18 protein-coding genes and 1 pseudogene are annotated in these 25,278 nt (G+C 39.6%); 11 read left to right on the top strand and 8 right to left on the bottom strand.

Annotated features, from left to right (window positions below; translation table 11 throughout):
* Positions 1 to 31 precede the first annotated feature (31 nt).
* The 8 genes from CHI06_RS09435 to CHI06_RS09400 all read left to right on the top strand — a co-directional run bounded on the left by CHI06_RS09435 (position 32) and on the right by CHI06_RS09400 (position 11,036).
* Positions 32 to 952, top strand: a complete 921-nt coding sequence (locus CHI06_RS09435) for a class II fructose-bisphosphate aldolase (protein ID WP_095248291.1) — start codon at positions 32 to 34, stop codon at positions 950 to 952.
* Positions 953 to 991: 39 nt separating this feature from the next.
* Positions 992 to 2,821: an MBL fold metallo-hydrolase gene (locus tag CHI06_RS09430; RefSeq protein WP_257009220.1), complete on the top strand. Its 1,830-nt coding sequence runs from the start codon at positions 992 to 994 to the stop codon at positions 2,819 to 2,821.
* On the top strand, positions 2,814 to 5,285 hold the full coding sequence (locus CHI06_RS09425) for an alpha-mannosidase (protein WP_218833092.1): 2,472 nt from the start codon (positions 2,814 to 2,816) through the stop codon (positions 5,283 to 5,285). The genes CHI06_RS09430 and CHI06_RS09425 overlap by 8 nt, the downstream gene beginning before the upstream one ends.
* 44 nt (positions 5,286 to 5,329) lie before the next feature.
* A complete protein-coding gene (locus tag CHI06_RS09420; RefSeq protein WP_179292575.1) occupies positions 5,330 to 6,124 on the top strand; it encodes a DeoR/GlpR family DNA-binding transcription regulator in 795 nt (264 codons plus the stop codon).
* A gap of 193 nt (positions 6,125 to 6,317) precedes the next feature.
* Positions 6,318 to 7,337: a Gfo/Idh/MocA family protein gene (locus tag CHI06_RS09415; RefSeq protein WP_095248286.1), complete on the top strand. Its 1,020-nt coding sequence runs from the start codon at positions 6,318 to 6,320 to the stop codon at positions 7,335 to 7,337.
* Positions 7,338 to 7,354: 17 nt separating this feature from the next.
* Positions 7,355 to 8,416, top strand: coding sequence for a Gfo/Idh/MocA family protein (locus CHI06_RS09410; protein ID WP_095248284.1), 1,062 nt, complete (start codon positions 7,355 to 7,357; stop codon positions 8,414 to 8,416).
* Between the two features lie 77 nt (positions 8,417 to 8,493).
* Positions 8,494 to 9,264: a sugar phosphate isomerase/epimerase family protein gene (locus tag CHI06_RS09405; protein WP_095248282.1), complete on the top strand. Its 771-nt coding sequence runs from the start codon at positions 8,494 to 8,496 to the stop codon at positions 9,262 to 9,264.
* Complete coding sequence (locus tag CHI06_RS09400) at positions 9,261 to 11,036, top strand: glycoside hydrolase family 2 protein (RefSeq protein ID WP_095248280.1); 1,776 nt, start codon at positions 9,261 to 9,263, stop codon at positions 11,034 to 11,036. The genes CHI06_RS09405 and CHI06_RS09400 overlap by 4 nt, the downstream gene beginning before the upstream one ends.
* A 148-nt stretch (positions 11,037 to 11,184) precedes the next feature.
* Here the strand turns inward: CHI06_RS09400 and CHI06_RS09395 are convergent, their stop codons facing one another.
* Both CHI06_RS09395 and CHI06_RS09390 read right to left on the bottom strand, forming a co-directional pair.
* Entirely contained in the window at positions 11,185 to 12,009 is an 825-nt protein-coding gene (locus CHI06_RS09395) for a sugar phosphate isomerase/epimerase family protein (RefSeq protein ID WP_095248278.1), read from the bottom strand.
* Positions 12,006 to 13,094 (bottom strand): Gfo/Idh/MocA family protein, encoded by a 1,089-nt coding sequence (locus CHI06_RS09390; RefSeq protein WP_142300936.1) that lies wholly within the window; start codon positions 13,092 to 13,094, stop codon positions 12,006 to 12,008. The genes CHI06_RS09395 and CHI06_RS09390 overlap by 4 nt, the downstream gene beginning before the upstream one ends.
* A gap of 126 nt (positions 13,095 to 13,220) precedes the next feature.
* Between CHI06_RS09390 and CHI06_RS09385 the strand changes: the two genes are divergently transcribed.
* Both CHI06_RS09385 and nagA read left to right on the top strand, forming a co-directional pair.
* Positions 13,221 to 14,060, top strand: coding sequence for an AraC family transcriptional regulator (locus CHI06_RS09385; protein ID WP_095248275.1), 840 nt, complete (start codon positions 13,221 to 13,223; stop codon positions 14,058 to 14,060).
* A 104-nt stretch (positions 14,061 to 14,164) separates the two neighbouring features.
* Positions 14,165 to 15,316 carry an N-acetylglucosamine-6-phosphate deacetylase gene (gene nagA, locus CHI06_RS09380; protein ID WP_095248273.1) on the top strand — a complete coding sequence of 384 codons (1,152 nt, stop codon included), beginning with the start codon at positions 14,165 to 14,167 and terminating at the stop codon, positions 15,314 to 15,316.
* Between the two features lie 136 nt (positions 15,317 to 15,452).
* Here the strand turns inward: nagA and CHI06_RS30420 are convergent.
* The 4 genes and pseudogenes from CHI06_RS30420 to CHI06_RS09360 all read right to left on the bottom strand — a co-directional run.
* A pseudogene (locus tag CHI06_RS30420) lies at positions 15,453 to 15,572 on the bottom strand (beta-propeller fold lactonase family protein); the annotation flags it as partial.
* A 179-nt stretch (positions 15,573 to 15,751) separates the two neighbouring features.
* The gene (locus tag CHI06_RS09370) at positions 15,752 to 16,525 is read right to left on the bottom strand and encodes a phytanoyl-CoA dioxygenase family protein (RefSeq protein WP_095248271.1); all 774 of its coding nucleotides are present in this window, start codon (positions 16,523 to 16,525) and stop codon (positions 15,752 to 15,754) included.
* Positions 16,526 to 16,607: 82 nt separating this feature from the next.
* Positions 16,608 to 18,113, bottom strand: coding sequence for an alpha-glucosidase/alpha-galactosidase (locus CHI06_RS09365; protein WP_095248269.1), 1,506 nt, complete (start codon positions 18,111 to 18,113; stop codon positions 16,608 to 16,610).
* A 141-nt stretch (positions 18,114 to 18,254) separates the two neighbouring features.
* Positions 18,255 to 19,127 (bottom strand): AraC family transcriptional regulator, encoded by an 873-nt coding sequence (locus tag CHI06_RS09360; protein ID WP_095248267.1) that lies wholly within the window; start codon positions 19,125 to 19,127, stop codon positions 18,255 to 18,257.
* A gap of 632 nt (positions 19,128 to 19,759) precedes the next feature.
* Between CHI06_RS09360 and CHI06_RS31050 the strand changes: the two genes are divergently transcribed.
* On the top strand, positions 19,760 to 19,915 hold the full coding sequence (locus CHI06_RS31050) for a helix-turn-helix domain-containing protein (RefSeq protein WP_373558143.1): 156 nt from the start codon (positions 19,760 to 19,762) through the stop codon (positions 19,913 to 19,915).
* Between the two features lie 72 nt (positions 19,916 to 19,987).
* Here CHI06_RS31050 and metH read toward each other — a convergent pair whose 3' ends face one another.
* Complete coding sequence (gene metH, locus CHI06_RS09350; protein WP_095248263.1) at positions 19,988 to 23,437, bottom strand: methionine synthase; 3,450 nt, start codon at positions 23,435 to 23,437, stop codon at positions 19,988 to 19,990.
* A complete protein-coding gene (locus CHI06_RS09345; protein ID WP_095248261.1) occupies positions 23,415 to 25,277 on the bottom strand; it encodes a bifunctional homocysteine S-methyltransferase/methylenetetrahydrofolate reductase in 1,863 nt (620 codons plus the stop codon). Before CHI06_RS09345 ends, metH begins: the two co-directional genes overlap by 23 nt.
* Between the last annotated feature and the right edge of the window lies 1 nt (position 25,278).

The following is a 25,278-nucleotide window of genomic DNA, read 5'->3' as shown; positions in this document are numbered from 1 at the left end:
ATGAAAACGAAATCAAAGGGGGACAAGGTTTATGGCAAAGAATATTAATCTATTAAATGTACTGCCGCTAAAAGAAGTCTTAGTAGAAGCTGAAAAAAAGGGGTATGCAATCGGTTCATTCTCACCACGATATACACCGATGATTCGTCCGGTTTTACGAGCAGGGGAAAAGACAAAATCTCCTTTGATTGTCCAAATATCCGAAAAAGAATTAATTCGCTATGGCATTACCCCGTTTGAATTTGGTGAAGAATTTTACAAGGCAATGGAGGAAGAGAAAATCACAGTGCCAGTCGTCCTTCATCTTGACCATACAAAGAATTTTTCTGTTATTGAGGATACGATTGAAGCTGGGTTTACTTCTGTTATGATTGATGCTTCTGAAAAAGAGCTGGACGAAAATATTGCCATCAGTAAAGAAGTAGTTGAATTTGCCCATGCAAAAGGTGTTTCTGTCGAAGCGGAGCTAGGAAAAATCGGAACAACTGATTTTGTAGAAACTGACAACGATGAAGAGCTTTACACCGATCCGGAAGAAGCGTTGCAATTTGTGAACGAGACAGGCTGTGATGCGCTGGCTGTTTCGGTCGGAACGGCACATGGTGTCTATCTAGTCAAACAGCCAAAGGTCGACGTTGACCGCTTAAAGGCAATCAGAAAATTAACCCCGGTTCATTTAGTTCTCCACGGAGGATCTGGTGTACCATCTGAAATGATTAAAGAGGCGACAAAGCTTCCGAATGGCGGTATAAGTAAAGTTAATATCGCAACCGATTTAGAACTTGCACTTTTAAACGCCCTTGGCAGGGAAGAAAGAATGACAAACGAGGAGTGCAAAGGACTTTCAAAGGAGCAGTTAGAAATTGCTCAAAATGCAGTTGAGGCAACAGTAATTGAAAAAATCAAGTACTTTCTTGGTAGCGCTGAACAGGCAGAAAGCTTTCAGGCATAAGTCGAAAGTTTTTTGGGAAATGGGGTCATTCATATTGTGATGAAGAAAATCTCAACAAATCTTTACTTATATGAAGATACATGTAATGTATACGTGATTAAGACCGAAGAAAAGGCGGTCTTAATTGACTTTGGGGATGGAAATGTTCTCAAGCATCTTGATACAATCGGGGTTGAGAGCGTAACAGATGTTTTCATGACCCATCACCACCGGGATCAGTGCCAGGGGCTTCCTGCTGCTGTTAAGGAAGGGATCCGAATTTGGGTACCTCAAAATGAACAAGATTTATTTCAATATATCGATGAACATTGGCTGGGTAGGGAAATTAATAACAACTACAATATGAGACAGGACCGTTTTTCCCTCCTTCAATCTGTACCAGTGTATAAAACATTAAAAGATTATTCTACACATGTTATAAACGGGATTAAGTTCACGATTATTCCCAGCCCTGGCCATTCAATCGGTTCCATTACCATAATAGCGGAAATTGACGATAAGAAGACAGCGTTTACAGGTGATCTGATTTATGCCCCTGGAAAGGTTTGGTCGTTAGCGGCTACACAATGGTCCTACAACGGTGGTGAGGGTATTGCTTTAAGTGTGCTTTCGCTATTGGATTTAAAAGATCGGGAACCTGATTTGCTTCTGCCCTCTCATGGGCAAATAATGGAGGAGCCATTTTCAGCTATGGAACTCCTAATTGAGCGTTATGCCGTATTGATGGAACAAAGAAAGCAGAATCCAAGATTATTTAAATTGCGGGAAAATCCATATCAAGCCATTACACCTCATTTATTGCAAAACTGCACAAGCATGTCCAATGCCTATGTCGTTTTATCGCAAAGTGGCAAAGCGCTGTTTATTGACTTTGGTTACGATTTTATTGGCGGAATCGGATCTGGGAGTGACAGGGCTTCAAGAAGACCTTGGTTATATACTCTTTCAAGGTTAAAGGAACAGTACGGGGTTGAAAAAATCGATGTTGTCATTCCAACCCATTTTCATGATGATCATGTGGCGGGAATAAACCTATTGCGGGATGTAGAAGGAACTGAGGTTTGGTGCCCTGAAAACGTGGCAGAAGTATTGGAAAACCCCAAAAAATATGATTTGCCGTGTGTGTGGTATGATCCGATAAAAGTGGATAAACAGCTGCCATTAAACCAAATATTTAAGTGGGAAGAGTTTGAATTTATTGTTTATGAGCAGGCAGGGCATACACTATATGCGGCTGCTATTGAATTTATGGTAGATGGGAAAAAAGTTCTTGCAATTGGAGACCAATATCAGGGTGAAAATGGCCAATTCAATTATGTGTACCATAACCGATTCAGAATATCGGACTACATTGACAGTGCTGAACTCTATAAGTCTGTTAAACCTGACCTAATTATTTCTGGACATTGGGATCCTGTCATCGTAACGGAGGAATTTCTTTTGCAAATCGAAGAAAAAGGGAAGGTGCTTGAACAGCTCCATAAAGACCTTTTGCCATTAGATGAACTGGATTTTGGGGCGGAAGGCTTTGGAGCGTTCATTCAGCCATACCAAACAGAGGTACAGTCAGGGCAAACTTTTTCTGTAACCGTTGAAATAAAGAACCCTTTCCCAGAAGAAAACGAAGTCATGGCAAAAATGATCACGCCAGCCAGTTGGGAAATCAATAAGAGAGAGTTCAAAACGAAGCTGCCTGGCAATGAAGAAGCACAATTTACAACATCCATTACAATTCCTGCAGGAACAACGGGTTACAGGGAACGAATTGCAGTGGATCTTACGGTAGGTAAGCGGCGTTTCGGCCAGCATGCAGAAGCACTTATAACGATAAAGGATTTGCCAATTTTAGGAGGTGCAAAAAATGACTGAAAAGAATATTTCGATGATGGAAAAACAATTGCCTAAAACAAAAGAAAAAACCTTACATATGATTGGAAATGCCCATCTTGACCCCGTATGGCTATGGCAATGGCAGGAAGGATTCCAGGAAACAAAAGCAACATTTAGGTCTGCGCTTGATCGGATGAAGGAGTATCCAGATTTCGTGTTCACGAATAGTTCAGCCGCTAATTATGAATGGATTGAAAACAATGAGCCTGAGATGTTTGAAGAAATCAAACAGCGTATTCAAGAAGGTCGGTGGGAAATTGTCGGCGGCTGGTGGATTCAGCCGGATTGCAATCTCCCGAGCGGGGAGTCGTTTGTACGCCAAGGTCTTTATGGACAGCGTTATTTCCAAGAGAAATTTGGGGTAATCGCAAAGGTTGGCTATAATGTTGATAGTTTTGGACATCATGGTATGCTTCCACAAATATTAAAGAAAAGCGGCATGGATTATTATATTTTTATGCGTCCAAGCCCGCAGGAAAAAGGTCTGCCCGGAAGGTTGTTCTGGTGGGAATCAGATGACGGCTCACGCGTTTTAGCCTATCGTATTCCATTTGAATATTGTACATGGGGCAAGGATGTTGAAAAACATATACGTAGAAATGCAGGAGAATTAAAAGCACCATTTAATGATTTAATGACATTTTACGGTGTTGGTAACCATGGCGGTGGTCCAACGAAGGAAAATATCGAAAGCATTAAACAATTAAATGAAAATCCGTCATATCCAACGCTCGTTTTTAGCACAGTAAATAAATTTTTTGATGAACTCATGGCAAAGAATCTTCCGTTCCCGGTTGTCCATGATGACCTTCAGCACCATGCAAGCGGATGCTACTCTGTTCATTCGGGAATTAAAAAATGGAACCGTGAGGCAGAAAATTCCCTGATTAAAGCTGAGAAATTCTCGGCACTTGCGGAATGGACGACAGGACAAAAATATCCGGCTTCTGAATATAAACAGGCATGGAAAAATGTATTATTCAATCAATTCCATGACATTTTAGCAGGGACGAGTATTGAAGCAGCATATGAGGATGCCCGGGATATGCACGGAGAGGCCATGTCGATTGCTAAACGGGGTGTCAACTACGCGATTCAATCTTTGTCCTGGAGAATTGATATAGAAGAAGAAAAAGGGATGAAACCGATTGTTATCTTTAATCCTCATTCGTGGAACAGTACTGTAAATGTTGAACAAGAAATAGGCGGATTAAAGCTAGAGGATATTTTAGTTGATGAAGAGGGAAATCAAGTTCCGATGCAAGTGGTTCAATCGCAGGCAACGGCTGGTGGCCGTTCAAGGATCAGCTTTATTGCCAATCTTCCTTCAATGGGATACCGGGTATATAAAATCGTTCAACGTGAAACTGGTAAAGAATTTACATCCATCAAAGCAAGTGACACTAGCTTGGAAAATCACCATTTTCGAGTTGTAATCGATCAACAAACCGGATTTGTCACGAGCATATTTGATAAACAAAAGCACCTTGAAATACTAGGAGGGCCAGCAGCAAGACCAGTCGTCATTAACGATCATAGCGACACATGGTCGCATAATGTTCTTCAATTTAATGGCGAAGCAGGCACATTTAAAGCAACCAGCGTCAAACTGGTGGAACATGGTCCAGTAAAATCTGTCATCCGCGTTATCAGTGACTATGGAAAATCGACACTCGTTCAAGACTTTACCATGTATAATGAGTTAAACCAGATTGATGTCCATTGTACAATAAACTGGCAGGAACAATTTAAAGCACTAAAGCTTAAGTTCCCAGTCGATCTTATCTTCAGAAAATCAACCTATGAAATTCCTTATGGGCACATTGTTAGAGAGGGAAATGGAGAAGAAGAGCCTGGACAAAACTGGATTGATACTTCTGGAACTCATCCATCAACAGGCGAAGTATACGGATTCAGCTTAATAAATGATGGCAAATACAGCTTCGATATCCATAACAAAGAAATGAGTATGACGGTCCTTCGCAGCCCGATTTATGCACATCATGACCCGCTAGTACCGGAAGAAGACCGATATTATTCATTTATTGACCAGGGAATTCAAAGATTCACTTACTCCATGCTGCCGCATGAAGGAAATTGGGAAGCAGCTGGAACTGTAAAACGTGCAGCAGAATTGAACCAAAAACCAATTAGCATTATTGAAACCTATCATAAAGGTTCACTTCCACAAAAAGATTCTTTCTTGTCTGTTGATGTTGAGAATGTCATAGTAAGTGTCATAAAGCAAGCGGAGGACAATGAGGATCTTATTGTGCGTGCCTATGAAACAGCAAATGATGAAACTACGGCCATCATTTCTCTTCCTAAATGGAACCGAAAAATAAAGACTAAGTTTAAGCCGTCAGAAATAAAGACATTCCGTATTCCAAAAGATTCGTCCGAACTAGTAATGGAAAATAATTTACTGGAGTGGGAAGAATAAGAATGTCTAATGAGCACTTACTTAAGACAAGAGGAGTAAAGTACATGATTGTGTCACAGCGTCGTAAGTTAATAAAAGAGCTATTAATAAAAAATAAGAGTGTAAAGGTTTCTGATCTTGTTGATTTGCTGCATGTATCAGAAGAAACAATCCGGCGGGATTTGAACCAGCTTGAAAAAGAAGGCGTTGCCGAGAAAAACTACGGTGGAGCAGTCTTAATAGAGGAAGACCAAAACCAATTCTTGATTCCTCCTGTGGATAAAAGAAAACTTCAATATTCTCGTGAGAAGGAGTTAATTGGGAAGGCCGCAGCCCAATTGATAAAAGAGGGCCAAACCATCATATTTGATGCAGGATCGACAACTTGGTATGTGGGGAAAAACTTACCTGATAAAAGTAACTTGACGATTATCTCCAATGCTATGAACGTAGCTGAGGAATGCAGCAAGGATGAAACCGCCTCTATCTACTTATTAGGCGGGAAACTAAGGAAGAATTCAATGAGTCTTGTTGGGCCGCAGGTAGAGACTGAATTACAAAACTACAATGCCGATTATGTGTTCCTTGGGACAGCCGGAATTTCATTAAGGCATGGGTTTACAAGCTCTGATTTGTATGATGCGGAAATGAAACGGGCGATGGTTTCTGCAGGACAAAAGATTGTTGTTGTGGCTGACCACAGCAAACTTAAAAGAGCAGGTTTAACTCCTTTTTGCCCTTTTGATCAAGCAGATATGTTTATTACCAGTGACCTTGCCGATCAAGAAATCCTGAAAGAAATTGAAAAAAGAGGTGTGGAAGTAATTGTAGTACCTCTATCAGAAGATACGTTTGCTTGAATGGAGTTAACAAAGCTAATTTGGAATTTTTTGTGCGAGGTCAAGAGGGATTATTATAGGTAAATTGGTTTCGCACGCTTTCTCTAGATAGAAAGGTAGTGAGGAGAAAAAGCAAATAAGTTTGTTTTTTCCCCTGACTTCTATGAATTTTACATTCTAATAAAAAATCAAACTTGCAAAAGGAGGTTACTCAATGGTAAATGTTGCTTTATTAAGTAAATGGCATGTTCATGCTGACGATTATGCACATCAAGCAAATCAAAATAAACATCTGGAAATCAAAGTAGTCTGGGATGAAAATGCCGAACGTGGGAAAGAGTGGGCAAGAAAGCTAGGTGTTCCTTTTGAACAAGATTTAATGAAAGTTTTATCTAACCCGGAGATTGAGGCAGTCATTGTAGATACGCCAACAAACCTTCACAAAGAGATCATACTTCTTTCGGCAAAAAATAAAAAACATATTTTTACAGAAAAAGTACTGGCTTTTACGGTGGAAGATTGTAAAGAGATTTATGAGGAAGTCCAAAAAAACAAAGTAAAATTGATGGTTTCTTTGCCCCGGCTAACTGAAGATTACTATTTATACGCCCAGCAGGTTGTCAATGAAGGGTTGATAGGGAAACTGACTTATATTCGTTGCCGATTAGCACATAATGGTGCGGTTCCCTTTGAGGGAAATCCAAACGGATGGCTTCCCAAACACTTTTTTAATAAAGAGGAATGCGGCGGTGGTGCATTTATTGACCTAGGGGCGCACCCGATATATTTAACCAATCGCCTTGCAGGACCAGTAAAAGCTGTGACAGCTAGGTTACAAAAACAATTTGGCTATGAAGTGGATGTTAATTCCGTCGCTATTATTGAATATGAAAACGGTGCTTTAGGAACGATTGAAACGGGATTTCTTTCAGGACGCAGCCCTTTCCAGCTGGAACTGTATGGGACTGAGGGAGCTTTATTAATAGAAGATAATAAGATTCGCTTAAATTCTAAATCGGCAGGCGAAGGATGGAATGCCCCTGAAAGGCTGCCAGACGCACTTCCTATGCCGATGGAGCAATGGGTAAATTCGATCATTGATGAAACAGTACCAACCATTACGGATACTGATGTTCAAGGGTTAACGTTAATCAATCAGGCAGCACTGCTATCGCAGGATCGAGGCCGAAGAGTAGAAACAGCTGAAATTATAATAGATAAACAAAGAGTATGAATCGGAGGGAAAGAAAAATGGGGAAAACATTAAGAGTTGGGATTATCGGAGCGGGCGGCATCGCAAAGCATGCACATATTCCAAACTATTTAAAATGCGGAGAAAAAGTTGAGATAGTTGCAGTAAGTGATGTTGTAAAGGAAAAGGCTGATCAATTAGCAGCAGAATTCAATATTCCTCATGCTTTTAGAAGTTATGAAGAAATGTTTCAGACTTTAAAATTGGATGCGGTCAGTATTTGTACACCAAATAAATTCCATTATCATGCCACAATAGCCGCATTAAATGCAGGATGCCATGTTCTATGTGAAAAGCCGCCGGCGATGACCGCAAAAGAAGCAGAGGAAATGGCCATCGCTGCTGAAAAGGCTGGAAAAATCCTAACTTATGGATTCCATTATCGTCATGCACCACAGGTAGAAGTGTTAAAGCGCTTTATCGACGCTGGCGAACTTGGTGATATTTATGCTGCACGTGTAACGGCAATGCGCCGCCGGGGAATTCCTGGATGGGGTGTATTCACAAACAAAGAACTTCAAGGCGGAGGGCCTTTAATTGATATCGGTGTCCATATGTTGGATACGGCATTATATTTAATGGGTTATCCAGAGCCGGATACCGTATTTGGAGTAACCTATCAAAAACTTGGGAACCGAAAAGGACTAGGACTCATGGGATCATGGGATTGGGAGAATTTCTCGGTTGAAGATATGGCGCGCGGAATGATCACTTTCAAAAATGGGGCTTCCATTCTATTGGAGTCTGCATTTGCTGCTAACGTCGAGAAGGCTGATGAAATGAATGTGACGTTAATGGGGGACAATGGTGGAGCAGATGTCTTCCCACTAAAGATCTATCAAGAAAAACATGAATCGTTAATTGATCTCACTCCAGCACATTTACCAAAGAGAGATTATCATGAACTTGAACTTAGTAGATTTGTAGACGCATGTTTAGAAGGTACAACACCATTAAGTACCGCCAAACAAGGCGTTTATCTCCAACAAATCATCAACGGACTATATGAATCAGCGGCTAAAGGTGAAGCTGTCAAATTAAGTGAACATGTACAAGTTTAACTAAAAAATTTCAGAAATGAGGGGCGGCAGGTATTACTTTAAGTCGCCTCTTATTTAATAATTAGGGGGAATTTCCATTGAGTAAAATTGGCTTGCAATTATTTTCTGTGTGGAAGGATGCCGAAAAAGATTTTTTAGGAACGATTCAAAAAGTGGCAGAGCTTGGATACGAAGCAATCCAATTTGCGGGCTTTTATCATACTCCAGCTGACAAACTACAAAATGTATTAAAAGAAAATGGAATCTTAGTTGCAGGGGCACATGTAGGGATCGAGAAGCTTTTAGATGATGAATTAAAGAGGACGTTTGAATACCATAGTGCCATTGATAATAACTTACTTATTTGTCCTGCGCTTCCAAAGGAAATGAGACAGACAGCTGATGATTATAAGAAAACAGCAGAGACACTGAATCAAATTGGTGAAACATGTAAAAAGGCAGGTTTTACTTTTGGATATCATAACCATGCATTTGAATTTGAACAGTTTGGAAGTGAAACGGGATTTGATCTGCTATTTGGACACACAGACCCTGATTTAGTGAAAATGGAATTAGATTGTTATTGGGCTAGCTTCGCGGATCATGACCCGTTAGAAATCATTCAAATATATAAAAATCGTGTCGTGTCCCTGCATATTAAAGATATGAAAATAGTTAAAGGTAAAAAGACTGGTATTGAAATAGGAAGAGGTCAACTTGATTTTGCCTCGCTTATTAAGATAGGGAATAAAGTTGGTGTTGAGTGGTTCACGGTTGAGCAGGAGGAATTTGAACGGGACCCTTATGAAAGTCTTTCGATTAATGTTGATACTCTTAAGCAATTAATGTTGGAAGAGAAAACTCGATGACTAATATGATTCCTAGACCGGAATATCCAAGACCTAATTTCAATCGAAATAAGTGGTTAAATCTTAACGGCCAATGGAACTTTGAATTCGATGATCACAATATTGGTTTAAGAGAAGAGTGGTATGTAAAACATGATTATCAACAAGAAATTACGGTTCCGTATCCATTTCAATCGAAACTAAGCGGTATTCATACAAATGAGTTCCATGATGTTGTTTGGTATGAAAGAACATTTATGATTCCAGAAAAGTGGCAGGGGAAACAAATACATCTTCACTTTGGTGCCGTTGATTATCGTGCAGCTGTCTGGGTTAATGGAAAGTTTGTTACTTCTCATGAAGGAGGGCATACATCGTTTTTTACTGATATAACAGATAATTTAATTGAGGGATTAAATAGAGTTGTTGTAAGGGTAGAAGATGTATCAACCGACTTAGAGCAGCCGCGTGGAAAACAATACTGGGAGGAGGAATCGGAAGGGATTTTTTATACCCGAACAACCGGCATTTGGCAAACTGTTTGGTTGGAGCCAGTAAATCACTCTTTCATTGATAGAGTAAAACTAACACCCAACATCGATACAGGTGAAGTAACGGTTGAATATTTTATTCAGAACCGATCAGAAAAACAAGAGCTAGAAATAGAAATCTATTCTCAAGATTTAGTTGTTGCAAAAGAGTCTTGTAAAGTAAATCTTGTTCAACGCAAGAATAAACAAGTGGTTTTGTTGAAGGATTTCGAGAGCGGTAACGGAAAACTTTGGAGCCCGGAACAACCATTTCTTTATACGATTAAACTCTGTTTAAATGTAGAAAATGAGATTGTTGATAAAGTTGAAAGCTATTTTGGGATGAGAAAAATTTCTATTAATGACGGAAAAATTGAATTAAACAATAAGCCTTATTATATGAAACTGGTTCTAGATCAAGGATATTATCCTGCTAGTCTACTAACCGCCCCAACGGATGAAGATTTAAAGAGAGATATCGAAAAAACGAAAGATATGGGCTTTAACGGAGTGAGGAAACACCAAAAGGTCGAGGAGCCTCGTTATCTATATTGGGCAGATCAATTAGGAATTCTTGTCTGGGGTGAAATGGCTAACAGCCATACATTTACAGACAAAGCCATAAAACGGATTTCGTCTGAATGGCAAGAAGCGATAGAACGCGATTATAATCACCCTTCTATTGTTGCTTGGGTACCTATTAATGAAAGCTGGGGTGTTCCTCGATTAAAGAGGGATCCCCATCAAGCGAATCATTTAGTAAGTATGTACTATTTAACCAAATCATTGGATCAGTCGCGTCTAGTTATTTCAAATGACGGATGGGAACACACCGTTTCAGATGTCTTAACCATTCATGACTATGAAGGTGAAAAGCAAGTATTAAAGGAACGGTATTCAAAGCTTGATACTACATTACAGTTTACACCTGCAGACCGTTTTTTATTTGTCCCTGGCTATCAGTATCATGGTGAGCCCATTATGGTTTCGGAGTTTGGCGGTATTGCCTATCAGAAAAGTGAATGGCAAGGATGGGGCTATACATCTGCCTCAAATGATCAAGATTTTATCGAGCGATATTATCATGTTGTTTCTAGTTTGCTGGAATCACCGCTCGTTCAAGGATTCTGTTATACCCAACTTACAGATGTCGAACAGGAGATTAATGGTCTTTTAACATATGACAGAAAGCCAAAGGTTGACCCTAGCGTAATTCGTGAAATCAATGAAGGTAAAAAGCTAACGTTTATAGTGAAAGACTAACCCTGACTCCTGGTGTGTTTATGTTATAGTTTACAGTTTTAAAAGATACAAAAGGGGAGCTTTCAACAATCATTAATTAAATCGAACAAAAGGCGTGAAACCGTTTAGTTTGGTTTCCGCCTTTATTATGAAGAATATCTAATTGTGTTTACTTATTATCCGCTAATTTCACATGACGATTATGAAGAATATGCCTTAAATAATCGAGTGAATGCTCCACATCCTCCAGCATAGTTCGAACGGGCTGGGTGCTTTGTGGATGCCATAGTTCAAGTGCTAGCCAGCCGTTATACTTTGCAGCTGCTGCGGAATCGAGCAAGGAGACGAAATTAATCTCTCCTTCAAGTAAGTCTTCACTTGGTACATGCCCACGTTGATTACGTAAATGGAAGGCAAAGACTCGATCCGGATAGTCAGTTACCCACTCAATGGGATTGCAGCCAGATACATATGCCCAGCCAGTATCTATACATAGTCCAACATGCGGATCTGCATATTGGATGGCCGATCTTAAGTCACCTCTGGCATTGTGATTGTCTGCAGCATGGTTATGAAGACAAACCTTTAAACCTAGGGAGGCAACAAGTTCGGATATACGAGATAGGTTTTCACCCTGCTGTTTGAAATGATCCTCCGACTTAGGAACTGGGTTTTTCCAATTGATAGGGTCAGCATTTATTAGTAAATCGGTGCCGTCTGCTGCTGCCAAGCGTTCAGCAAATGGTAACACCGTTTGCTCCACTCCAAGATCGTTGAATGGTATATGTAAAGGGAGACCGATATAGGAGGCAGATACTGCCAACCCAAAGGAACGTGCCAATTTTAGTTTTTCAGTAACAGCATCAATCTCGACAGCATCAAGACCTGCTTCTGCACAAGCGCGGAATAATTCTTCCCACTGTGGTTTTTTGCCATCCATTTTCCAGCGTTCTGTCCAGCCGTACATATTTGATGAAAATCCTTTGATGTTCAAAGTGTTACTCCTTTCTGCACCATTTCTATCAGTTGTTTTTGTCCGGTTTCTGCAGTTGTATATATGGATGTAAGGCAGAGAAAATTATTCAGTGCTTGTTGATTAACGTTAGCATGTGATTCAATGCCTTTCACTTTTCGATAAAAGTGAAGGAGTGGATTGTCGAAAATCGTGTACTCACTTCGCGGTCCTGTTTCTACCTGTTCCTCTACAAGTTGCCCGTGCTTATCGTAACGAAAGAAGACAGGCTGCCTAGAATCAAATGGTGTCCACCTAAGTGAACCAAGTGTACCCTCGATTTCCGCCCTTACATAACTTTCTCCGTGTGCACATGAAGCACGCTCGTAATGGACGTGAATTGGATGGTTACCACTGCTGAAAGTCATGAAGGCGCCGACATGAGTTTCAACATCGAAGGGTGTATCCATGGGATCAATTTCAGTATGGGGCTTCGCCGTCCATGCAGTATTTATCTCAATGGAGGTTGGATTGAGTATGTCATTCAATGTGGCAAAGTCGTAAGGTCCCCAATCCATTAACACGCCTCCGCCGCTTAGTGTTGAATCTAAAAACCAGCGGCTTGCAGGCTGATATTCGATTCCTGATCGGCTTCGTTCCCATTTGTTAACAAACGTAACATGATAGATTTCACCTAGAGATCCGGACTTGATTACTTTCTTTACTGCCTCCATGTGAGGCATGCCTTTAAAACGTACACTGCAGCATCCTAATAATCGGTTATGCTTTTCTGCAAGCTGGACCATTTCTTGAGCTTGAGAACCATTCATCGCTAGAGGTTTCTCACAAAGAACATGGCGGCCAGACTCAATTGAAAGTCTTGAGGGATCAAAATGTGCCGTCGGCGGTGTACAGATAATTACAATATCATCGTTTTGTGCAGTCTCGGAGTTCAGCATTTCTTCCACACTTGTAAAGCCAATTGTCTCAGGAAATTGGCTGCAAAATGCTTCTAGTGCAGCAGGATTTGTATCAGCAGCTCTCAATTGAATCTGTTCGGAAAGTTTTTTTGCCGCTTCCGCATGTGTCCGGCCAATTACGCCCGCGCCAATTATATAAATTCTCAAATTTATTCACCTCTGTAGAATATTAATGGTTTTACTCTACCATATCCAATAAATTAAGTTCTCCTCCAATTAAGCTGAAAACTTATCATTTTGTTCAAAGAAAAGATTGTTTAGGAGTTGTGAAAAATGTATGTAGAACACTTACGTTTACAGCGATCGTTTGCGTTTTGCCGTGTATGGGGGTCACATGAGGAGCATGATTTGCATGTCCATGATTGTTTAGAAATAGGGGTAGTTATTAATAATGAATTAGAATATAGGTTTAACGAACACACCTACCTCGGGAAGCCGGGAGATGTGTTTTTATGCCGTCCATTCGAGCCGCACTGGAGTTTTGCTCAGCCTGATCAACCGTTCGAATGTATTCTCCTCCTGTTCACACCGTCTGCTGTACGTAAAATCCCTGATGGAATTCAGCTTCTTAAGCCTTTCTATACTGCACAAGGAATACAGCCCATTATCCCGTCTAACACGATTTTCGCAAGAGCAATAAGGCAGGCGGCTGTATCTGCGATGGAAGATCAAGAAAAGGAAGAAGATCTTTGGGTGACCCGTCAATATATGCATTTAATCAATATTTTACTGCAAGTAAATCAGTTTGCTAAAGAATCTCAATCTGCAGATAATTCGGAATTACCATCTTCTGGAATTGTTGAAATTGTGGGGTACATGCTTGAAAATTATCAGAAGCCTATAAATATTGAAACATTATCCTGGCAGGCAAAAATGGGGAGAACAATGTTTTTTAATGAGTTCCGCAGGTTGACTGGACTTAGTCCAAATGAATTTCTTAACTTCCTGCGCCTACAAAGCGCAATGGACCTCCTTCGTTCGACGAACAAGAGTATCATTGACCTTGCCTATGCAAGCGGATTTCAGTCCTTAAGTACCTTCAATAAACAATTTAAAAGGTATACGGGGCGATCCCCTAAAGAGTATCGCCAGATGGCATATCAAATTTCGTAGAAACTTGGTTTGTTCAATAGGCGAACTAAGTTTAGCGGGAAACATTGAAAATATATTAAATAGGAATGTTTCAAAACTATTAAAAATAAGGGGCTATCAAAATCATGAATTCTATTTTAATTCGTAATGTTCGTGTAATCTTCGATGAAGAACCAATACTTGGAAGCATACTTATTCGGAATGGGCAAATTGAATCGGTTCATACTGGCAATAGGTGTTCTGACTTTTCCGCTGATTATGAAATCAATGGAAACGGCCAGATTCTAATTCCAGGAATGATTGATGTACATATTCATGGAGCAGAAGGTTTTGATATGATGGACGGTACTGTTGGCAGTGTGGAAGCAGTTTCTAAAGCTTGCGCAAAGACAGGATGCACCTCCTTCTTAGCCACCTCAGTTTCTTCCTCCTTAGAAGATCTTCTTGAAATGATTACCAATGTAAAAGAGCTGGCTGGCAGCGAACCTGGGGCTCAAATCATTGGCATTCATATAGAAGGTCCTTATCTAAATGTAAAACGAAAAGGTATGCAAAATGAGCGGTATTTAAGGCATCCTGATTTGGAAGAAATGAAAACCATCATGCAGAAAACTGGTCCATTGCTCCGCATGGTGACGCTGGCGCCTGAATTGCCAGGCGGTCTTGAGATGATTTCTTTTTTAAAGGAACAAGGGATCATTGCTGCTATTGCCCATTCTGATGCCACTTATGATGATGCGAAACAAGCATTTAAGTGTGGTGCCAGCCATGTTACTCATTGTTTTAATGGGATGCGGCCAATTCATCACCGTGACCCGGGTTTGATTTTAGCAGCTTTTGAAGAAAGCAGTGTTAGTGTTCAAGCAATCGTGGATGATGTCCATCTTCATCCAGCCATTGTAAGGCTCTTATACCGGGAAAAGGGTCCAGATAGAATGGTGTTAATTACAGATGCCCTTCAAGCTATGGGAATGGGGGATGGAACATACTTATTCGGGGGTCATGAAGTTCGCGTAATGGATGGAGTTGCTATGTTAGACGACGGTACCCTTGCATCAAGTACGGTGACAATGAATGAAGCATTGGCAAAAACAGTTAAATTGGGAATTTCTTTAAAGGACGCAGTTAAGATGGCGACACAGTCACCCGCAGATATACTGGGATTTGAGAAAAAAGGCCGGATTAAATCCGGTGCAGATGCTGACTTAGTTCTAATGAACGATCGTTTCGAGGTCCTGTGGACAATGGTAAAAGGGCGAATCGTCTATCAGGCCTAAGCTTTGTTAAGATGCCGTTATCGGCCAGCGTTATTGGACCATATAAAACAAAAATGGGTATCTTAAATTAGATACCCATATTTTATATTGTTCAATTAGATGTATTGTAAGGTTGAATTATTGTAAAAACTGTCTATTATCCTAAAAACTTAACACAAACTGGATGTGGCATCGTTATATCAGATTGTATAAGAGTTAATTTTCATGTATTCTCATCTCTTGAAAATAAAACCAAATTGCTCGATTCTTGATTAGAGTAATCAGTAGATATTTAACTGAAAAGAAAAAAGAGTTCTTTAACGCAATCAGCCAATTGACATTATAATTGGCAATGGTTGAAAAAATAAAAATAGTGATGAAGGAACCACTATACCTAATAAGACAAAACCGGAAAGAGACATTATGGTATTCAAATGTTCCTATAATATTTGGAAATTAACCAAGCGTATACTTTGGTGTCACCTTATCAAAATGAGGATTTTCACCACTAACCATTAATCCCATTCCCCAATCAAAATGTGTATCTTCTATAGGGAAATCCGATGCATCACGATATTGAAATAAAACATTTCTGCGATTTCGTCCACTCTTGTTTACATCAGAACCGTGAATCGTTAAATAATTGAAAAATAATACATCTCCAGGTTCAGCTGGACAAGGTGTTCCACTAGAAATAGGATATTCTTTGTGATTTAAGTAGTGTCGCCCAACATGCGAAAGGACACCTTGTTTGTGTGACTTAGGGATGACACGCAGACAGCCGTTTTCTTCATTACTTTCGTCTAAATGTACACTTGCGGCCAACATGCTGTGTTTTTCATGAGGAAAGTAAGGGTAATCTTGATGCATCGGAAATGCAGCACCTTTTTCAGGTGGCTTAACAAGCATTTTTGAATGATGAAGTTGTACATTTGGCCCTATTAATTTTTTTAATACAGAAACCATATTTACATGAAATAGGGCATTTAAGAAGACAGAGTCATGATAATGAACGTTATGAAATCCCTTCAATACGAGTCTTCTTATTTGTTCCTTTGGCAAATAATCACCATCCCATGCGGCATTCTCATCCCTTTTTGCTTCAGCTGCTCGTCGAATGATATTGTCTATACCACTTCGCATAGCTTCGACTTCTTGCATATTAAACACGCCTTTAACTAATAAATAACCTTCTTCTTTGTAAAATTCTACATCCTTTTTTTGAATCATCGTTTCCCATCCCCCTTATTTCATAATTGTTTAATACTTAAATCCTTTAAAAGTAACGTCCAGCATCCCCGTTTTATTCCATTTATTTCACTGCAGAAGGGCGTTCCTTCGCTTTGTCAGATTCACCAGCATTCTTATTTGCTGCTTCTCGGTTTTTAGCCATTTCTTCTACTGTTTTGACTTTGAACCGCGCTGCACCTTTATTGTGCTTAGCTTGAATTGATTTTCCAAATTCTAATCGCTTTTTAGCATTTACGATTGCATCCTGATATTGTGGTAACCATTGTTCCTGCGCCACTAGCATCTCATCTACAAGCTGCCAAATTTCTTTCGGATTACACACTGCTCCTACTAATGGATCCATCATCATGGCTTGACGTAATAGATAATCATCTCCATGAATTGCAGCTTCCACTGCAAGGTATTGAACGGTGATACTAGCATTACAAACTGCCGCACAGCCCAGTGGCAGCTCTCCTACATGTGGCATACTAATACCATTTCGATCAACATATCCAGGCGCCTCGATAATCGAGTAATCTGGTAGATTTGAAATAATCCCATTATTAACGACATTAAAGTGTCCTCGGTATACTCTTCCAGTTTCTAGGGCTTCAAGAATATAGGATGCGTGTTCCTCACCACGATTTTCCTCTTTATATTCACGAACAGGTTCTTTCATCCAGTTCGGAAAATCCGTCTCAAACCAATTTCTTCCTTCCGTACAAACTCTTAAATATCCCCCGGTCTCACCATTTATCCAGCTTCCAAGATCAATCCAATCGTTAATTTCTTCTGGACGTTTTCGGTACCAAGGCACATATTCACTTAAATGACCATTTGATTCAGTGCTGTAATAGCCAAAACGTCTTAGCATATCAATGCGAACCTTTTCCGTTTTACTAAATTCCGGGTGATTTTCAAATGCATGGAGAAGCTTATCTGTCATATCTTCACCATTGTGCTTTACTTGGATATACCATGTTTGATGGTTGATACCAGCACAGATTATATCGACTTCATGTTTCTCTAGACCTAGCACTTTAGCAATTTGTCGGTGTCCCCCTTGTACACCATGACAAAGTCCAATAGTCTTAACACCACCGTGTTTATTACAAGCCCATGTAATCATTGCCATTGGATTAGCATAATTGAGCAACAAGCACTCATGGTCTGCAACTTCACGAATATCTTTACAGATATTAAGAATTTCTGCTATTCCCCGCTGCCCGTACATAATTCCACCAGCACAAAGTGTATCTCCTACACATTGGTCTATGCCGTATTTTAATGGAATGTCAATATCATATTGAAATGCCTCTAACCCACCTACTCGTACAAGCGAAAATATATATTTTGCATTTCTAAATGCTTTCCTGCGATCGACTGTCGATTGTATTTTTATATTCAAGTTGTTTTCATCAATATCTCGTTGACACAGCTTTGTAACTCTATCCAAGTTTTTTGGGTTAATATCTGTAAATGCTACCTCAATATTATGGAATTCTGAGACAGACAAAATATCCCGTAATAACCCTCTTGTAAATCCAATACTACCTGCCCCAATAAATGCAATTTTAAATGTCAATGAGTAACTCCCCTTTGCTGATCACGGTAGATTACTTTCTTTATCTTACCAAGCAATATAAGAAAGCGTTATCAATATTCTAACCTTCTCAATCTATCGATGTATAAAATACTAACTTCTACAATCTTTTCTTGACTGAAATTATTTGTTAAGCGTATTTCGATAATCAACGGGAGTCTTACCAGTGTGCTTTTTAAAGAGTGTACTAAAGTACTGACGGCTGTTTATACCAACGTATTCAGATATCTCAATGATGGGTATTTCTGTGTGAGCAAGCAGCATTTTAGCTTTTTTGATTCGCAATGAAGTTAAATATTCCATCACCGTATAACCCATTTCTGCCTTGAAAATACGATGTAGGTAAACAGGGTGTAGATTAACGACATTTGCAATATCCTTCACCTGAATTTCACAGTCATAATTCTGGTGAAGGAAAGATAGGATTTGTTTGATATATAAATTTACTTGATAAGAATTCTGATTTTCATATTCAATCGCTAATCTGCCAATTTTAATAAATAGTTGAGAAAATAGGAGTTGAATCATCAACTTATTCTCTAAACTTCTCTCGTATAACTCAAGTACAAGACTTTTTAGTATATGGTAAATATCACTTGAATCTTTTAACACAATATAAGGATAAGCTTTTGAAAGGAACTGAGACAGCATACCATTCGTTCTGACAATTTCTTTGAAAGATGGTGAAAATCCCTCATTCTCTTTGTTTGTAAAAAAAAACTCTAAATTTAACATTCTGCAAGGATTTTCATTATCTACAACCAAACGATGCGCAATGTTTGAATCGAGTAAAATTAAATCTCCTTTTTTCATGGGTACTGTTTCGGTAGCGGTTTCGACAACACATTTTCCCTCAATCACATACATAATCTCGATTTCATTATGAGAATGATACGGCATTTCAAAACCCTTCCATTGTTTAAAATAATACGATATAACCTTTGGATAGTATTTATCATGCAGCAATTCACTTTTATAAAGGCTGTATTCATTCAAGCATTTTTACCTCCCCCGTACATGTAAATTTTTCTTCTAAAAACTTAAAAATATTCTCACTATTGATTGACAATGGACAGTGGGACAGGTTTCATGTCCAATGGTCTTTCAACTGACTATCTTTCAATATTCACTTTATAAAACCTTTATTCTCAATTTTAAGACCTATTCCAAAAAACAGTACGACGATCTTTTATTTATATCGTCATTGTAAAAAATTTATCTTCACTTTTTCTTTATTTCTTAAGGTAGGTTCTAATCTCCTAGAAAAACATAACAAATATCTTGTTTACTCCCATAGGTATTTATATAAATAACCACAAAAAATTAGAGTCTTTCTATATAGAAAGGCTCCATTGTGTTGAAAAAAGAAAATCTTTGGGTGACCAGTAAAATATACATTTAATTAATATTTTGCTGCAAGTGAATCAGTTTACTAAAGAATCTCAATCTGAAGATTATTTGGACATACCATCATCTGAAATTGTTGAAATTGTGGGGTACTTGCTTGAAAATTACCAGAAGCCGATAAAAATTGAGACATTGTCCTGGCAGGCAGAAATGGGGAGAACAATGTTTTTTAATGAGTGTCGCAGGTTGACTGGACTTAGTCCCAATAATTTCTTAAACAGCTGCGCTTACAAAGCGAAATGGACTTTCTTCGTTCGACAAACATGAGTATGATAGACCTTGCCTATGCAAGCGGATTCCAGACTTTAAGTACCTTCAACAAGCAATTTAAAACGTATAGTGTGCGATCCCCTCAAGAATATCGCCAGATGGAATAAAATGGTTTCAAAGTCATTGCGAGTAAATCACAAAAGTTAAAAAAAACCGCGGAATCAATCCGCGGACTTTATCTATCTTAAAACATTAAAGTATCTCGCCTCTGGATGGGCAAATACCATGGCTGATACGGATGCTTCTGGCTCCATCATGCAGCCTTCCGTTAATTCAATCCCAATTTCCTCAGGATGAATTAATGCAAATAATTTCTTCTGATCCTCTAATTCCGGGCATGCTGGATAACCAAATGAGAAGCGCTGCCCCTGATATTTAGCTGTAAATCGATCCTGCATGGTGAACGTTAGCGGGTCTGGGAAACCCCAGCGGTCGCGCATTTGACGATGAATCAACTCTGCAAAGCCTTCTGCTGATTCAAGTGCTAAAGCTTGTAGGGCATGACTCTCAAGGAAACGGCCTCCAGCCTTTAACTGGTCTGCCTTTTCACGGATTCCTCTTCCCGCAGTTACCGTAAAGAACCCAACATAATCTTTCTCCCCACTGTCAACAGACTTTACAAAGTCTGCTAAACATAAATGAGGTGCAGATTCCTGACGTGGAAAATCAAATGTTTCAATAACAGTATTAGGCTCTTCTGGATCATAAATAAATATCTTATTCCCATCAGACTGAGCAGGGAAGAATTGATAGACAGCAGCCGGTAAAATCCAATTACCTTGTTTAGCATCTGCTAATAATCCATCAACTACTTCTTTTACTTTTACAGCTTTTTCATTCTTTTCAGCTAGTAAATTTGCAATTTTTCCTTTTACCCCTAGGTGGTGTCCAATTAACATTTGCATATTAATATAAGGCTCAATATGGGATAGTGAATAAGTTTTTAAGATATGTTTCTTAGTATCCATCGGTGTAAAAACCGGTACTTCAGTCGAAACAGATGGCCTTGTTTTAACTGCGGTGGATACAGCTGAACGAATAGGCAAATCGCGCGGAAGTTCAATCGCGGCTAGTTTTTCCCTTTTTTCAGCAATCAGTTTTTCGTGCTCTTCTGGCGATTGAAGCTGATTCGCGAGTGATAATCCAGTCATAGCATCCTTGGCATAAAGAACAAGTCCATCATACTCTTTTGCAATTTTAGTATCGGTGAACTTTCTAGAAAGGGCAGCTCCTCCTACCATGATTGGAGTTGAAATTCCAGCTTCTTTCATATCCTGTGCTGTTAACACCATTTGCTGTGCAGATTTCACCAGCAAGCCAGATAATCCAACGATGTCCGGTTTTTCTTTTTGAATCACTTGAACCAATTCTGTAGGTGATACTTTAATCCCTAAATCATGTACATCATAACCGTTATTGCTAAGAATAATGTCAACTAGATTTTTTCCAATATCATGTACATCGCCTTTTACAGTTGCTAAGATGACTTTTCCTTTGGAAGAAGAAACATCACCCTTTTCCATATAAGGTTCTAAATAAGAGACAGATGCCTTCATAACTTCAGCACTTTGGAGAACTTCGGCAACAATCAGCTGATTGTCGTTAAACAGTCTTCCTACTTCTTTCATGCCCTCCATTAATGGTCCATTAATAATATCAAGCGGGGCAGGGTACTTTTCAACTGCTAAAGCCAAATCTGGCAAAAGACCTTCCTTCGTACCTTCGACCACATAGTAAGAGAGTCGTTCTTCCAAACTCATATTTGGTACTGTACTCTTTGTCTCTTTCTTCTTGCCTCGATAAAATTCAGTAAAGGTTGCTAAGGTTTCATCTGTCGTGTTAAATAAAAGGGCTTCTGCTAATGTGACTTCTTCCTTTGAGATAGAAGCGAACCGTTCGAGTTTTTCAGTATTTACAATCGCATAATCAAGCCCTGCTAATGTACAGTGGTATAAAAACACCGAGTTTAATATTTCTCTGCCAACAGGCGGAAGACCAAAGGATACATTGCTGATTCCAAGAATGGTTTGTGTCTTAGGAAGATGTTCTTTGATTAACTTAATACCTTCCACCGTTGCTTTTGCAGATCCAATATACTGTTCATCACCTGTACCAACAGGAAAAACAAGTGGGTCAAATATTAGATCCTGGGGCTTTAAACCATACTTGTTGACGAGAATGTCATGAGATCGCTTGGCAATTTCTAATTTCTTTTCAGCTGTAACACCCATACCCTTTTCATCAATCGTACCAACGACGACAGCAGCACCATATTTATGGATTAATGGAACAACTGCCTCAAATCTTTCCTCGCCATCCTCAAGATTAATCGAATTAATAATCGCTTTTCCTTGAGAATACTTGAGTGCTTTTTCGATTACTTTTTCATCTGTGGAATCGATAACTAGCGGAGCTTTTATTTTCTTAACTACTTCAGGAATGAAATTCTCCATGTCGGTTAATTCATCACGATCAGGGTCAGCAAGACAGATGTCAATAACATGTGCGCCGCCTTTAACCTGTGCACGTGCAATCTCGGCTGCTTCTTCAATCTTACCTTCGTTAATTAGGCGTTTGAATTTTCGAGAGCCAATGACGTTTGTACGTTCTCCGACCATAATCGGACGTAGTGTCGGGTCATCGTAAACGAATGGTTCAATTCCTGATACCATATGAAAATCAGAAGACTGTGCCTCGCGTGGTGAGAACTTTTTCATCTCTTCTGAAATCGCTCGAATATGATTTGGTGTTGTACCACAGCAGCCGCCAACAATATTCAGCCATCCATGGGCAGCAAAATCAGCAAGCTTTTTCGCTAACGTTTCAGGTGTTTCATGATAATGTCCTTCTTCATCAGGCAGCCCAGCATTTGGATAACAAATAATCGCTGTTGAAGCAAGATTGGAAAGGGAGCGGACATGCTCCTGCATAAATTCCGGACCTGTTGCACAATTCAGTCCCACTGCCACAGGTTTCATATGTTCCAGCGAAATATAAAAGGATTCAATCGACTGTCCTGCAAGGGTTGTACCCATCGGCTCAATGGTACCCGAAACGATTAAGGGAAGAACCTTGCCTGTTTTATCAAATGCATTTTTAATCCCAATAAAGCCAGCCTTTACATTCAGCATATCCTGACTTGTTTCAAGCAGCAGGAGGTCAACACCACCGTCAATCAGCCCAATCGCTTGTTCCTCATAAGAAGCAGCGAGTGCTTCAAAGGTGGTTCCGCCTGTAACGCTTAGCGTTTTTGTCGTCGGTCCCATTGAACCGGCAACATATCGCGGCCAGTCAGCTGTTGAAATTTTCTCAACTTCCTTTTTGGCAAGTTGACCGGCAATTTTATTTAATTCATAAGCCTTAAAGCCTAGATTATAGTCATCAAGAACAATGCTTGTGGCCCCGAAGCTGTTAGTTTCAATAATATCAGCACCAGCCTCCAAGTATTCACGATGAATTTTCGCGATTGTCTCAGGAGCTGTTACATTCAGATACTCATTACAGCCCTCGTATTGCTCGCCGCCAAAGTCTTCTGCTGTTAAATTTGCATCCTGGATCATGGTGCCCATGGCGCCATCCATTACAAGAATCCGTTTTTGTAGTTGTTCACTGAATGGAGCTTTCAACATAGTTGTTCCCCCTTACTTGACTTGCACGCTGTTTAGCATATATGGCTAATTCTGTTGTTAGTTCATACCGTAAAAATGGTGTGATTAAATAAATCCCATTGAATAAATCTAGTGCTGTGTCAATTAACGATTTCGTTATTTCAATTCCTTCACGTGCTGCTTGATGCGGTTGATCATTTAATGCTGCCATTCTTTCACGAATGGGTTGTGAAATCTTTATTCCTGGAACTTCATTATGAAGGAACTCGGCATTTCTGCTGCCTGTTAAAGGCATTAACCCAATGTAAATAGGTGCATTAAGGTGTTTTGTATGTTCATAGACTTCAATTAATTTTTCTTCAGAGAAGACGGGCTGTGAAATGAAATAATCAGCACCGTATTCTATTTTTTTCTCAAGACGTTTAACTGCCTTTTCTACTGAACGAACATTTGGATTAAAGGCACCGGCAATGCTAAAAGCGGTTTTTTGTCCTAGGTCTTTTCCTGAAAAAGATAAGCCTTCGTTCAATTGTTTAATCATTTGTATTAACTCGAATGAAGAAACATCATAGACAGATGAGGCGCCAGGGAAGTCTCCGACTCGGGCTGGGTCACCTGTGATTGCCAGAACATCATGCATTCCAAGGGTATGAAGCCCCATTAGGTGAGATTGCAAACCAATAATATTCCGGTCTCTGCAGGCAATATGGATAAGCGGTCTCATCCTTAATTCTTGTTTAACAAGATAACCTAAAGATTCATTGGAAATCCTTACCTGAGCCAAAGAGTTATCTGCCATCGTAATCGCATCAATTCCTGCTTCTTTCAAAGCCTTAGCGCCTTCAAAAAATTTGCTGGTATCAAGCTTTCTTGGAGTATCTAATTCTACGATAACTGAGGGACGTTCCTTAACGATTTCCTCAAGAGGCTGGTAATCCCTTTTAGCTGCACTTTGTTCAATGATGATCTTCTTCGTTTTTAATTTAACTACTTTTTCGGTAATAGGCACGCTATTTTTTAGTTCTGACGCAAATGCCTGGATATGCGCCGGGGTCGTTCCGCAGCATCCGCCAAGCAAACGGACACCCTCCTGACGGAAGCTTTGGGCGGATTTTTTAAAATAATCTGCGTCACCCTCATAATGGAATATCCCGTCTGTATAGGCTGGCAGACTCGCATTCGGGTAGGCAGAAAGATAAGCATGTTTAGGCAATTCAATCTGCTCAAGTGTTTTCAACATATGATGTGGACCAAGCCGACAATTTAAGCCAATGACATCAGCGCCAATGCTTTCAAGCCGTGTAAAAGCTTCATTAATCGGTGTTTGATCTTGTAAAATTCCTAACTCCTGAAGTGAGACCTGTGCAATAATCGGAAGCTTTGTTTCTTTTCGAGCGATTGTAAGAACTGTCTCTAGTTCCTCAAGGTCGTAAAAGGTTTCTAATAAAATCCCATCTACCTCTTCTAGCAATAGGCAATAGAGCTGTTCACGGAAACTACGCTTTAATTCTTCTATTGATAATGCACTAGGCTTAATCCCACGGTTACCGCCGACTGTACCAAGAACATAAGCGTTTTGCTGAGCCGCTAATTTTGCATTCTGGACGGCTGCACTATTTATTGCTTTTACAGAGTCCTCTAAACCATATCTTTGCAGTTTTAAATAATTTGCCGCATACGTGTTTGTTTGAATCACATCAGCACCGGCATCAATATAGGCTTTATGGATTTCCTGAATCTTTTCTGGATGTGATAGGTTTAGTTCTTCAAGACAACTATCCTTTCCAAACGAGTAGAGGAGAGTACCCATGGCACCATCAGCAATTAATATTTGCTTCTCTAATTTTTCTAATAGACTCATA

This window comes from Bacillus sp. 7884-1 (genome assembly GCF_002272245.1).
Taxonomy (GTDB): Bacteria; Bacillota; Bacilli; order Bacillales; family Cytobacillaceae; genus Neobacillus.
Note: the sequence above shows the minus strand (reverse complement) of the source record. Positions and strands in the feature narration are given on the sequence as shown.

Bases quoted from the DNA above. Each gene is read 5' to 3' on its own strand.
- CHI06_RS09425 (WP_218833092.1), top strand. From the start codon at position 2,814: ATGACTGAAAAGAATATTTCGATGATGGAAAAACAATTGCCTAAAACA.
- CHI06_RS09385 (WP_095248275.1), top strand. From the start codon at position 13,221: ATGTATGTAGAACACTTACGTTTACAGCGATCGTTTGCGTTTTGCCGT.
- CHI06_RS09435 (WP_095248291.1), top strand. From the start codon at position 32: ATGGCAAAGAATATTAATCTATTAAATGTACTGCCGCTAAAAGAAGTC.
- nagA (WP_095248273.1), top strand. From the start codon at position 14,165: ATGAATTCTATTTTAATTCGTAATGTTCGTGTAATCTTCGATGAAGAA.
- CHI06_RS09410 (WP_095248284.1), top strand. From the start codon at position 7,355: ATGGGGAAAACATTAAGAGTTGGGATTATCGGAGCGGGCGGCATCGCA.
- CHI06_RS09370 (WP_095248271.1), bottom strand. From the start codon at position 16,525: ATGATTCAAAAAAAGGATGTAGAATTTTACAAAGAAGAAGGTTATTTA.
- CHI06_RS09420 (WP_179292575.1), top strand. From the start codon at position 5,330: ATGATTGTGTCACAGCGTCGTAAGTTAATAAAAGAGCTATTAATAAAA.
- CHI06_RS09415 (WP_095248286.1), top strand. From the start codon at position 6,318: ATGGTAAATGTTGCTTTATTAAGTAAATGGCATGTTCATGCTGACGAT.
- CHI06_RS09345 (WP_095248261.1), bottom strand. From the start codon at position 25,277: ATGAGTCTATTAGAAAAATTAGAGAAGCAAATATTAATTGCTGATGGT.
- metH (WP_095248263.1), bottom strand. From the start codon at position 23,437: ATGTTGAAAGCTCCATTCAGTGAACAACTACAAAAACGGATTCTTGTA.
- CHI06_RS09400 (WP_095248280.1), top strand. From the start codon at position 9,261: ATGACTAATATGATTCCTAGACCGGAATATCCAAGACCTAATTTCAAT.
- CHI06_RS09430 (WP_257009220.1), top strand. From the start codon at position 992: ATGAAGAAAATCTCAACAAATCTTTACTTATATGAAGATACATGTAAT.